Source organism: Saccharopolyspora dendranthemae (assembly GCF_007829955.1).
Lineage (GTDB): Bacteria > Actinomycetota > Actinomycetes > Mycobacteriales > Pseudonocardiaceae > Saccharopolyspora > Saccharopolyspora dendranthemae.
The window spans coordinates 1,492,083-1,503,460 of record NZ_VIWX01000001.1 but is presented as its reverse complement, the minus strand read 5'-3'; the positions used below and the strand labels follow the sequence as shown (position 1 = coordinate 1,503,460).

The window sequence follows — 11,378 nt, the reverse complement described above, 5'->3', positions numbered from 1 at the left end:
AGGAGGAGGTCGGCGGGTGTCCGACAGCCCAGTGGACGACTCGGGCACGACGCGTGCCCTCCCGGAGCGGGTCGAGCCCGAGGAGGTGGCCCTGCTCTCCGCCCTCGCGCCACCGCGGCCGAAGGTCGTGGTCAAGGCCGACCTGCTGCCCGCGATCAGCGCGATCTCGCTGATCGCGCTGCTGGGGTTGCCGATGGGCTGGCTGTGGTCGCGGCTGGCGCCACCGCAGCAGAGCGTGCTGGGCCGGGGCGGTTCGGTGACTCCGCTGCTGGTGGAGAGCTACCACGAGTTCGACGGCATCGCGATCTTCACGCTGCTGGCCTTCGCGGCCGGTCTGCTCACCGCCGCCGTGCTGTGGCGGATGCGCGGCAGGCGCGGGCCGGTGCTGCTGATCGGCGGCGTGCTGGGTGCCCTGGTGGCGTCCTGGCTCGGACGTCAGGTGGGCGGCTCGCTCGCGGCGGGGCTCTACCCCGCGCCGCAGAACCCGAAGCTCGGCGACATGATCACGATCGCTCCGGAGATCACCACGGTGTCGGTGCTGGCGGCCATGCCGCTGGCGCTCGCCCTCGGCTACGGGATCGCGACGTCCTGGAACGGCTTCGACGACCTGGGGCGTCGCCTGAAGTAGTCCGGGCCGTCAGCGCTGGCGCAACGACCCGCCGATCTCGTCGAGCGTTCCCGGGGTGACCGCGCCCGGGACGTCCTGGTCGGCCGCGGCGACGAAGACCACCGAGCTCCTGCCGTCGTTGTTGGTGGCCACCACCGACACGGCGACGGCGCGGGAGTCGCAGCCGGCCGGGGCCGGCAACGTGATGCGCGCGTTGATCCGGATGGCGGTGCGGCCGCCGCGGAGCTTCAGCTGCTCCGGCGGTGATCCCTCGACGAGCGGGGCGACCGCGTCGCGGGTGAAGGCGTGGCGGACGAACGTGCCGAGGGTGTCGCCCGCGACGGCCGCGTTGTCCGGCCCGAGCCGGGCGCTGACGCCGGCCATCGCGCGGAAGCTGTTGTCGTCCCCCGGGCAGAAACCCAGCTGCTGGTGCGACACACCGGTGAGCGTGACCGCGTCGGAGGGCGGACCGACCGCGTGCACGTTCTCCGGAGCGGGGTCGATCTCCCAGTCCTGCGGCACGTCGTAGACCGCCTGCCGCTTGGGCACCGCGACGACCTGCCAGCCGGGCACCGCGGGTGCTGCCGTGGTGGTGGGCGGGGGTGCGGGAGGAGCCGGTCGCGGTGCCGCTTCCGGGCCCCGGAAGCCGATCACCAGCACCGCCGCCATCGCGCCGATCAGCACGAGCGCGCCCAGGACGAGCGCGAAGACGAGCCAGCCGCGGTTCGTCCTGCGGGCGGGCTCGGGCCGGGCCTGCTGGAACGAACCGGAACCTCGGTGCTGCTGCCGCGGGTCCCAGGGGCCACCAGGTGAGGACATGCGCCGATCCTAGATCGACCCGACCCCCTACCGGCCCCTGCTAGTTCAGGCTGGGCTGCTGGGCGAACTCGGCCAGCGGCGCCGGGACCGCGCGCAGCTCGCGCAGGAACTCGGCCTCGCGCAGCAGCAGCTTGCGGACGTTGCGGAGCCGGATCAGCGGATCGGTCTCCTCCAGCAGGTCCTGGCGGTCCTCGGTGGTCAGCACGCAGTCATCGGCCAGCAAGTAGGACAGGTCGGCGGAGTCGGCGTCCTCACCGGGCACCTCGCGGGGACCTTCCCGCAGGCCCGAGGCGTGGTAGCGCTGGTGCGCGTCGCGCGCTGCGGCGGTGAGCCGCTCGCGGCGGCCGGGCGCGTCCTGCTCGGGTTCGGTGTCCGGCAGCCACTGCACTCGTGCCAGCAGGTACGACGCGGATTCGTGGTCGATCTGCAGCAGCCGGAACCGCCGCTCGCCGAAGGCGGTGGCGTCGTAGCGGCCGCCGGGCAGCTGCTTGGCCTGGTCGAGCACCGCTGTGCAGCCCACGTCGTACATCGAGTCGACGTTGTCCTCGCCGACCTCCCACCCCTGCCGGATGGTGACGACGCCGAATCGGCGGTCCGGGAGGTCCTCGTTGAGCAGGTCCTGGACGAGATCGCGGTAGCGGGGCTCGAAGATGTTCAGCGGAAGACGCCCGCCGGGGAGCAGCACGGACCCCAACGGGAACAGCGGCAACGTGTCCAACACGCCCCCAAACTACTGAAGAAATGGATTCCGGACTCGTCAACGCGGCGGTCCGGGTGCCCGTAACCCCGCGCGGGGAAGGTAGCGGTCCGGGTTCGCGGGTGCCAGGGCAGGGCTCGGGGGCTGCGGGAGAGTTCAGGCGGGCGGCCGGAACACCGCGAACGGGTCGGTCACCTGCAGGTCGCGGGAGGTGAAGCGGAACAGCGCGGGCGGGCGGCCTCCGGAGCGCCCGGCGGGCATGGTGCGACCGGTGGCGTCCAGGACGCCGCGCCGGGACAGCACGCGCTGCAGGTTCGTCGCCGCCACCTGGTACCCGAGCGCGGCGGAGTAGATCCCGCGCAGCTCGGAGACGGTGAACTCGGGCGGGGCCAGCGCGAACCCGATGTTGGTGTAGGAGAGCTTGGCGCGCAGCCGGTCTCGCGCGGCCAGCACGATCTCCTCGTGGTCGAAGGCCGTCACGGGCAGGTCGTCGACCGGGAACCAGCGGGTGTCGGCGGGCACCTCGGGATCGACGTCGGCGGGTACCAGGCACAGGAACGCGGTGGCGATCACCCGCCGATCCGGTACCCGGCCGGGCGCGCTGAAGACCGACAGCTGCTCGACGTGGGAGAGCTTGTGCACGTCGACCTTCTCGGCGAGCTGCCGCCGGATCGAGGCCTCGACGTCCTCGTCGGAGGCCAGCCAGCCGCGGGGCAGTGACCAGCGGTGCAGCGCCGGCTCCTTGGCGCGTTGCCACAGCATCACCTGCAGTCGTTCGTCGCGGATCTGCAGGACTCCGGCGAGGACTTCGTGACCTGCGTCTCTGCCATCCGCTGTCATCTCGGTGTTACGATGTGGCACGTTTTCGATTATAAGGCGAAAACCTCGGAGCCGTTCATCCGGGGTGGATTGCGGGGTTCTCCGGAGCGTTCCGGAGGGCTCTGACGAGGAGGACGAGATGGCGACTGCGACGTGGCAGCGGACCGATGCCGGCTACACCGGAGTCGAAGCCGATGCCGCCTGGGCCGACGAGGTCCGGCGGTTGGCCGAGGAACGCGACGCGGTGATCCTGGCGCACAACTACCAGCTTCCGGAGATCCAGGACGTCGCCCACCACACCGGCGACTCGCTGGCGCTGAGCCGCCTCGCGGCGAACAGCGACGCGAGCACGATCGTCTTCTGCGGTGTGCACTTCATGGCCGAGACCGCCAAGATCCTCGGGCCGGACAAGACCGTGCTGATCCCGGACGAGCGAGCGGGCTGCTCGCTGGCCGACTCCATCACCGCCGAGCAGCTGCGGGAGTGGAAGGCCGAGCACCCGGGCGCGGTCGTCGTCTCCTACGTCAACACCACCGCGGACGTGAAGGCCGAGACCGACATCTGCTGCACCTCGTCCAACGCCGTCGACGTGGTCCGCTCGATCCCGGAGGACCGCGAGGTGCTGTTCTGCCCGGACCAGTTCCTGGGCGCGCACGTCAAGCGCGAGACCGGCCGGGAGAACCTGCACGTCTGGGCCGGCGAGTGCCACGTGCACGCGGGCATCAACGGCCCGGAGCTGGCCGAGCGCGCCGCCGCCTCACCGGAAGCGGACCTGTTCATCCACCCCGAGTGCGGGTGCGCGACCTCCGCGCTCTACCTCGCGGGCGAGGGGACCGTGGAGCCGGAGCGGGTCAAGATCCTCTCCACCGGCGACATGCTCACCGCGGCGAAGGAGACGGGCGCGACCTCGGTGCTGGTGGCCACCGAGGTGGGGATGCTGCACCAGCTGCGGCAGGCCGCGCCGGAGATCGACTTCCGCGCGGTCAACGACCGGGCTTCCTGCCGGTACATGAAGATGATCACCCCGGCCGCCCTGCTGCGCTGCCTGCGCGACGGCGCCGACGAGGTGCACGTGCCCGCCGAGATCGCCGATCGCGGCCGGGCGTCGGTGGAGCGGATGATCGCCATCGGCAAGTCCGGCGGTGGCGAGTGACCTGGGAAGCCGGTGCCGACCTGCTGGTCGTCGGCACCGGTGTGGCAGGCCTGACCGCAGCGCTGCGCGCCCGCGAGGCGGGACTGCGGGTGCTGGTGGTGAGCAAGGATTCCGTCGCGGCGGGCAACACCGGCTGGGCGCAGGGCGGCATCGCCGTGGTCCGCCCCGACGAGCTCGACCCGGGCGACAGCCTGCACAAGCACGTCGAGGACACGCTGACCGCGGGGGTCGGGCTGTGCTCGCCGCAGGCGGTGCGCGACATCCTCGCCGACGGTGCGGAGGCCATCGGCCGGTTGCGCGCGGCCGGTGCCCGCTTCGACGCGGCCGGCGGCTCGCTCGCGCGCACCCGCGAGGGCGGTCACCAGGCGTTCCGCGTCATCCACGCGGGCGGGGACGCCACCGGCGCCGAGGTGCAGCGCGCGCTGGTCTCCGCCGTGCGCGGAGGCGGGATCCCGGTCCTGGAGCAGCACTGCGTCGTCGAGCTGCTGCGCGGCGAGGGCGGCGCGATCTCCGGAGCGCTCGCGGTGGACTCCGAGAGCCGTCCGGGCGTGCTGCGCGCGCCCGCCGTGCTGCTGGCCACCGGCGGCCTCGGGCAGCTCTTCGCCGCGACCACCAACCCCGACGTGTCCACCGCGGACGGTGTGGCGCTGGCGCTGCGGGCCGGGGCAGGGGTGGCCGACCTGGAGTTCGTGCAGTTCCACCCGACGGTGCTCTACGCCGAAGGGGAGGCGCGCGGACGCCGGCCGCTGGTGACCGAGGCGGTGCGCGGTGAAGGCGCGGTGCTGCTGGACGTGCGCGGCGAGCTGGTGATGGACGGGGTGCACCCGCTCGGCGACCTGGCGCCGCGAGACGTGGTGTCGGCCGCGATCACCCGCCGCGCTGCGGAGACCGGTGCCCAGCACGTCCTGCTCGACGCCACCGGGATCCCCGGCTTCGCCGAGCGGTTCCCGACCGTGCACGCCTCGTGCCGGGCCGCGGGCATCGACCCGCGCACCGAGCCGATCCCGGTGGCCAGCGCGGCGCACTACTCGTGCGGCGGTGTCGTGTCCGATGTGGACGGGCGGACCGCGGTGACCGGCCTGTACGTGGCCGGCGAGGTGGCCTGCACCGGTCTGCACGGCGCGAACCGGCTGGCCTCCAACAGCCTGCTGGAAGGCCTCGTCGTCGGCGGGCGGGCCGCGTCCACGGTGGCCAAGGACCTCGGCTGCGGCCTGCTGACCCGCACACCGGTCGGCGAGATCACCCCGCCGGCGTTCGCGGTCGTCGAGCGGGACCTGCTGCAGCGCACCATGAGCAGGCACGTCGGCATCGGCCGCAGCGAGGACGGCATGGCGGCGGCGAGCGCGGTGCTGGACCGCAGTTCCGTCGTCCGTCCACTCCGGACCCGGCAGGCGGTCGAGGACGCGTCGCTGACGCTCACCGCTCAGGCGATGCTCGCCGCGGCGAGACTGCGCGAGGAATCGCGAGGGTGCCACCGCCGCAAGGATTTCCCGGACACCGACGACCTGCGCCTGCGGCGGAGCTCGGTGTTCCGGCTGGACGCCTCGGGCTGGTTGATCCACGCCGAGGACGGGATTGCGAGGACAGCGGCATGACCTTCGACTTCGACGGCGCCCGCGAGGTCGTCCGCACGGCCCTGGCCGAGGACCTGCGCTACGGCCCCGACGCCACCACCGAGGCCACGGTCCCCGGCGACGCGATCGCCGAGGCCGGTTTCAACACCCGCGAGGCGGGGGTGCTGGCGGGACTTCCGCTGGTGCGGCTCGTGCTGGACGAGGTGCTGGGGGCCGACGCCTACCAGGTGATCGAGGAGCGCAGCGACGGCGACCGGCTCGCCCCCGGCGACTGCGCGCTGCGCGTGAAGGCCCCGGTCCGCGGATTGCTGACCGCGGAGCGCACGGCCCTGAACCTGCTGTGCCACCTCTCGGGCATCGCCACCGCGACGTCGGAGTGGGTGGACGCGGTCGCGGGCACGGGCTGCCGCGTCCGGGACAGCCGCAAGACCCTCCCGGGCCTGCGCGACCTGCAGAAGTACGCGGTGCGCTGCGGTGGCGGCGTCAACCACCGGATGGCGCTCGGCGACGCCCTGCTGATCAAGGACAACCACGTCGTCGCCGCCGGTTCCCCGGCCGCGGCGGTCCGCGCGTGCCGCGACCACGCCCCGCACCTGCCGATGGAGGTGGAAGTGGGAACGCTGCAGGAGTTGGAGGAGGTCCTGGCCGAGGGGGTCTCGCTGGTCCTGCTGGACAACTTCACGCCGCAGCGGTGCGCCGACGCGGTGGCCCGCACCCGGGAGCTCTCCCCGGGCACCGAGCTGGAGGCCTCGGGTGGCCTGACCCTCGAGGTGGCGGAGGCCTACGCGCGGACCGGGGTGCACTACCTGGCGGTGGGCGCGCTGACCCATTCCTCGCCGTCCCTGGACCTCGGCCTGGACATGTGAGCCGACGCCGCCTGAACGAGTGCGACTCGCCCGGCCGCGCGGGCAGCGCCGACCTCCGGTGTTCGGCATGATCGGGCGGGACGGGGAGGAGTGAGTGGTGGCTTCGGCATTGTTGGACGGCGCCCGCGCGGCGCGGCGGCCCACCGGTCCTGTGTTGGGACTGATCGTGGTGGGCGTCTGCCTGCTGGTGGGTCCTGCGGCGGCGACGCTGGGCCTGCTGGCGTTGATGGACGTCTCGGCGCTGGTCATGGCCAGCGAGCCGATGCCGATCTCGACGCAGCTGGTGCTGCTGCTGAGCTTCCTCGGCGCTGCTCTCCTGCTCGCCGCGTGGGTGCTCCTCAAGGAGGGGCGCCCGCTCAAGACGCTGGGCTTCCTGCCCGCTACGCGGATCTGGGCCCACCTGCTGCTGGGCGTCGGGGTGGCCGCGGTGCTGCTGGCGGTGCCCGTGGGGGTGAACTACTTCAGCGGGCAGTACCTGGTCGGTCCGGTGCGCTCGGCGCTGCTCGGGTCGGTGATGCTGGCCTTGGCGGGTTTCGCGGTGCAGGCGTGCACCGAGGAGATCGTGACCCGCGGCTACCTGCTGCAGGTCACCTACCGCAAGTGGGGGCTGACGGCGGCGATCGTCTTCCAGGCGGTGGTCTTCACGCTGCTGCACGGGGCGAACTTCGACGTCGGCGTGCTGCCGCTGATCAACATCGCGCTGATCGGCCTGGTGCTGGGGATGTGGGCGGTGGCCGAGGGGTCGCTCTGGGGCGTGTGCGCGTTCCACGTCGTGTGGAACTGGCTGCAGGGCAACGTCGTCGGCAGCGAGGTGTCCGGCATGGACATCGGGGCCACGCTGCTGAGCCTCGACCCGGGGCGGGGTGCTTCCGACGCGCTGACCGGCGGCGACTTCGGGATCGAGGGCAGCGCCGTCACCACCGCCGCCCTGGTGCTGGCGGCGGCGGTGGCGTTCTGGGCGCTTCAGAAGCGCCGGTTGGTGAGCACCGGTACTGCCTGACGGGCGCTGGAGACCGCGCTCGGGTCGATGTCGACGACCTCGATGGCGGGTGCGGTTTCCAGCTGCGCGTGGACCCGGCCGAGCGGTGTCGCGACGAGGCTGTGGCCGATGCCGGTCGGCGCCTTGCCCGAGGGTTCGCGGCCGATGCTGCGCGGGTCGCCCTGGCCGCAGGCCACGATCCACGAGGTGGAGTCGAGCGCGCGGGCGCGCACCAGCAGCTCCCACTGCTCGCGCTTGCCCTCGCCGGCACCCCACGAGGCGGGCGTGACGATCACCGAGGCTCCCTCGTCGGCGAGCTTCTGGAACAGTCCGGGGAAGCGGACGTCGTAGCAGGTGGTGAACCCGATGCCGACGCCGTCGAGGTCGACCACGAGGGGCCGGGTGCCGGGGGCGACGGTGTCGGACTCGGCGAAGCCGAAGGCGTCGAAGAGGTGGATCTTGTCGTAGGAGTCGTCCAGGCCGCGTCCGGTGACCAGCAGGGTGTTGGTGACCCGGCCGTCGCCGGCGGGGGTGAACATGCCCGCGACGACGGCGATGCCTGCCTCGTCGGCGAGGCGTCGCACTTCGGTGGCCCACGGTCCGTCCAGCGGTTCGGCCAGCGGCGAGAGCTTCACCCCGAAGCAGGCCATCGTCGCCTCCGGGAACACCGCGATATCGGCGCCCTCCGCTGCGGCCCGCCGAATCCCGTCGGCCACCAGCTCCAGGTTCGCCTCGGGTTCAACTCCGGAAACGATCTGGCACAACCCAACACGCATTCTCGCGTCCACCCTTCGACGAGGTCGTTCTCCGAGCGGCACAGCCGCTTCTGCTTCCGCTTTCCACGAGTGGCGCGGCCACTCCCACTGCACCCGAGCGACTCGCACCGCTGAGCAGGACCGTTCGGAGCGCACCGCAGAGGTACAGTCCTTGTATACCGACTATATGCAAGCTAGGGGTCCTCGTTGCCGTCCGGACGTGAAGTCGCTTACGCCCATCTCAAGGACACCGTCCTGAGCGACCCCGCGATGCAGGGTCAGTTCGTCAACGAGCAGGCCCTGGCCGACGAGATCGGGGTGTCGCGCACCCCGATCCGCGAGGCCCTGCTCCTGCTCGCCGCCGAGGAGCTGGTCCAGCTGGTGCCCAAGCGCGGCGCGTACGTGGCGCCGGTGAGCGGTAAGGAGATCCGGGAGCTCTTCGAGATCCGCGCGATGATCGAGTGCTACGCGGCGCGCCGCGCGATCGAGCTGGCCGCGGTGCCCCTGGAGGCGATGCGCCGGGAGCTCGACGACCAGCGCGGGCTGAGCGAGGAGCAGGCGCGCGAGTTCATCGACCACGATCACCGGTTCCACTCCGCGCTGGTGGCGGCCGTGGGCAACGAGATGCTGTCCAAGACCTACGACGGGTTGCGGGCCCGTCAGATCCGGGCGGGCGTCGAAGCGCTGTTCCGGTCCGACGGGCGCCGCAAGTCCGTGCTGTCCGAGCACGAGGAGATCCTCTCGGCGCTCGCCGCGGGCGATCCGGAGGCCGCCGCCGCGGCGATCACCGAGCACCTCAGCGCGACCCGGCAGGTGCTGCAGTCCGGCTGAGCCACAGGCCGACGAGGGTGACCACGCAGGTCGCCGCCAGGTAGCAGGCGGGCGCGATCCAGGTGTCGAAGTAGGCGTACAGCGAGGTGAACAGCAGCGGGGCGAGCGCTCCGCCGATGATCCCGGCGAGGGTGTAGGCGAGCGAGGACCCGGTGGCGCGCAGCGCGGGGCTGAACTGCTCGGCGACGAACGCCGCTTGCGGCCCGTACATCAGCGCGTGCCAGACGAGTCCCACGACGACGCCGAGGATCAGCAGGCCCGCGGAGCCACCGCCGACGAGCGGGAAGAAGGCGAAGGGCCACACGAGTCCGCCCACGGCGCCGATCGCGTAGACCCGGCGTCGGCCGTAGCGGTCCGACAGCGCTCCTGCCAGCGGCATCAGGAACAGCTGCAGCGAGGAGCCGAGCATGACGCCGGTGACCGCCCAGGTCTTGGGCATGTCGAGCTGCTGGGTGGCGTAGGTGAGCACGAAGACCGTGAACAGCGCGTAGAGCACGTCCGGGCCGACGCGGGCGAGGATCCCGGAGATCAGGGCGCGCGGTTCCCGGGTGAGGACCTCGCGGACCGGCGCTCCGGCTCGCTCGCCCTTCTGCTGGAGCTCTTGGAAGACGGGGGTCTCCTCGAGCTTCACGCGGATCCACAGGCCGAAGATGACCAGCACCGCGGAGAGCAGGAAGGCCACGCGCCAGCCCCACGACATGAACTGCTCGGTGGTGAGCCCGGCGGCGAGTCCGGCGAGGACGCCGTTGGCGAGCAGGTTTCCGGCGGGCGGGCCGATCTGGGCGGCGGAGGCCCAGAAGCCACGGTGCTCGGCGCTGCCGTACTCGCTGGAGAGCAGCACCGCGCCGCCCCACTCACCGCCGATGCCGACGCCTTGGGCGAAGCGCAGCAGCACGAGCAGCACGGCGCCGAGCGGGCCGACTTGGGCGTGGGTGGGCAGCAGTCCGATGAGGACGGTGGAGATGCCGGTGATCAGCAGGGTGATCACCAGAACCTGCTTGCGTCCCAGCACGTCGCCGAGCCGGCCGAAGACGAATCCGCCCAGCGGGCGCGAGACGTAGCCGACGGCGTAGGTCGAGAAGGCCAGCAGGGTTCCCGACAGCGGGTCGTGGCTGGGGAAGAAGAGCTGGCCGAACACGAGCGCGGAGGCGACCGAGTACGCGGCGAAGTCGTACCACTCCAGCGAGGTTCCGCTGAGGCTCGCCACGAAGGCCTTGATCAGGTCTTTGCGGGCCGGTCGTGCGGCGGTCACGGGCGCGTGGGTCATGGGCTCCCTCGATTTCCAGGTGCACCGGCAGAGTGTGATACGAACTGTATACAAGAGGTATGCCAAATGGGAGGGCCCTGTGTTTCCACTTCATTTCGATGTCGGCGGCCGGACGGTCGAGGTTCGGGTCACCACGCTGCTCAACGCCGGGTACGCCGGCCGCAGCCAGGAGGACGTGGCCGCCCACGTCGCGGAGCTGGCCGAGCTCGGCGTCCCCGCCCCGACCCGCACTCCCTGCATCTACCCGGTCGCTCCCTACCTGGCGCTGCAGACCGACGTCGTCCCGGTCCAGCACGGCCGCACCTCCGGCGAGGCCGAGTGGGCGCTGGTGATCACCGAGGACGACGTGCTGCTGACCGTCGCCTGCGACCACACCGACCGCGAGCTGGAGGTCCACGGCGTGGCCTGGAGCAAGCAGGCCGGTCCGGACGTCCTGGGCCGCAAGGCCTGGCGGCTGGCCGACGTCGAGGACCACCTCGACGAGCTCACGCTCACCGCCTGGGCGGGCGAGGCGAAGATCCAGGACGGCACGCTCGCGGAGCTGCTCACGCCGCGCTACTGGCTCGACGAGCTCGAAGCGCGCGGGCTCGCCGAGCCGGGCACCGTCCTGATCTCGGGCACCATCCCGATGGCCTCCGGCGTCGACCAGTTCGCCGAAACCTGGCAGGTCGACCTCACCGACCCCCGGTCCCGCGACACGATCACCTGCCGCTACCAGGTCGCCCCCATGCCGGAACCCCTCGCCTGACCCCACCCCCACCACAGCCGCGGCCCCGACCACCACCGAACGTCCGTTCCGGTCGGGGCGCGGCGAGGCATTTCCCAGTTTTAGTCCAAACTGAGCCGACATTTCGGACATGATCATGGCTCGGTTTGGACTAAAACTGGGAAATGCCCAGGTCGCCGCTGTCCAGGCCACCACGCAAACCGCGTTTCTCGTGCGGTGGGTGTCGGGGGTTCGTGCATTGGGTTCGGGGTCTCGTGGTGTGGGGGTGGGTCGGGAGTGGCGTA

12 protein-coding genes are annotated in these 11,378 nt (G+C 71.9%); 7 read left to right on the top strand and 5 right to left on the bottom strand.

The genetic code is table 11. From position 1 onward, the window contains the following. Window positions 1-16 precede the first annotated feature (16 nt). On the top strand, window positions 17-628 hold the full coding sequence (locus FHU35_RS06770) for a DUF2567 domain-containing protein (RefSeq protein ID WP_246110104.1): 612 nt from the start codon (window positions 17-19) through the stop codon (window positions 626-628). Between the two features lie 9 nt (window positions 629-637). On the opposite strand, the gene FHU35_RS06765 is transcribed toward FHU35_RS06770, so the two are convergent. From FHU35_RS06765 to FHU35_RS06755, 3 genes are all read right to left on the bottom strand, one after another. After that, window positions 638-1,426 (bottom strand): DUF8017 domain-containing protein, encoded by a 789-nt coding sequence (locus FHU35_RS06765; RefSeq protein ID WP_145737482.1) that lies wholly within the window; start codon window positions 1,424-1,426, stop codon window positions 638-640. 40 nt (window positions 1,427-1,466) lie between these two features. After that, the gene (locus FHU35_RS06760) at window positions 1,467-2,147 is read right to left on the bottom strand and encodes an LON peptidase substrate-binding domain-containing protein (protein ID WP_342788493.1); all 681 of its coding nucleotides are present in this window, start codon (window positions 2,145-2,147) and stop codon (window positions 1,467-1,469) included. A 132-nt stretch (window positions 2,148-2,279) separates the two neighbouring features. Next, a complete protein-coding gene (locus FHU35_RS06755; protein ID WP_145738002.1) occupies window positions 2,280-2,963 on the bottom strand; it encodes an NUDIX hydrolase in 684 nt (227 codons plus the stop codon). A gap of 118 nt (window positions 2,964-3,081) precedes the next feature. Between FHU35_RS06755 and nadA the strand changes: the two genes are divergently transcribed. The 4 genes from nadA (at window position 3,082) to FHU35_RS06735 (ending at window position 7,535) form a co-directional block, all read left to right on the top strand. Next, the gene (nadA, locus tag FHU35_RS06750) at window positions 3,082-4,095 is read left to right on the top strand and encodes a quinolinate synthase NadA (RefSeq protein WP_145737481.1); all 1,014 of its coding nucleotides are present in this window, start codon (window positions 3,082-3,084) and stop codon (window positions 4,093-4,095) included. Then, window positions 4,092-5,690 carry an L-aspartate oxidase gene (locus FHU35_RS06745; protein WP_145737480.1) on the top strand — a complete coding sequence of 533 codons (1,599 nt, stop codon included), beginning with the start codon at window positions 4,092-4,094 and terminating at the stop codon, window positions 5,688-5,690. The genes nadA and FHU35_RS06745 overlap by 4 nt, the downstream gene beginning before the upstream one ends. Beyond that, window positions 5,687-6,535 carry a carboxylating nicotinate-nucleotide diphosphorylase gene (gene nadC / locus FHU35_RS06740; protein ID WP_145737479.1) on the top strand — a complete coding sequence of 283 codons (849 nt, stop codon included), beginning with the start codon at window positions 5,687-5,689 and terminating at the stop codon, window positions 6,533-6,535. Before FHU35_RS06745 ends, nadC begins: the two co-directional genes overlap by 4 nt. 97 nt (window positions 6,536-6,632) lie before the next feature. Continuing rightward, a complete protein-coding gene (locus tag FHU35_RS06735; RefSeq protein ID WP_246110103.1) occupies window positions 6,633-7,535 on the top strand; it encodes a CPBP family intramembrane glutamic endopeptidase in 903 nt (300 codons plus the stop codon). Here FHU35_RS06735 and FHU35_RS06730 read toward each other — a convergent pair. Continuing rightward, window positions 7,499-8,290, bottom strand: a complete 792-nt coding sequence (locus FHU35_RS06730) for a carbon-nitrogen hydrolase family protein (protein ID WP_145737477.1) — start codon at window positions 8,288-8,290, stop codon at window positions 7,499-7,501. The two genes, FHU35_RS06735 and FHU35_RS06730, sit on opposite strands and share 37 nt — an antisense overlap. 186 nt (window positions 8,291-8,476) lie before the next feature. On the opposite strand from FHU35_RS06730, the gene FHU35_RS06725 reads away from it, so the two are divergent. Then, entirely contained in the window at window positions 8,477-9,100 is a 624-nt protein-coding gene (locus FHU35_RS06725) for a GntR family transcriptional regulator (protein WP_145737476.1), read from the top strand. Here the strand turns inward: FHU35_RS06725 and FHU35_RS06720 are convergent. After that, entirely contained in the window at window positions 9,066-10,367 is a 1,302-nt protein-coding gene (locus tag FHU35_RS06720; RefSeq protein ID WP_186459284.1) for an MFS transporter, read from the bottom strand. The two genes, FHU35_RS06725 and FHU35_RS06720, sit on opposite strands and share 35 nt — an antisense overlap. Window positions 10,368-10,446: 79 nt before the next feature. On the opposite strand from FHU35_RS06720, the gene FHU35_RS06715 reads away from it, so the two are divergent. Beyond that, a complete protein-coding gene (locus FHU35_RS06715) occupies window positions 10,447-11,115 on the top strand; it encodes a DUF2848 domain-containing protein (RefSeq protein WP_145737475.1) in 669 nt (222 codons plus the stop codon). The last annotated feature ends 263 nt before the right edge of the window (window positions 11,116-11,378 follow it).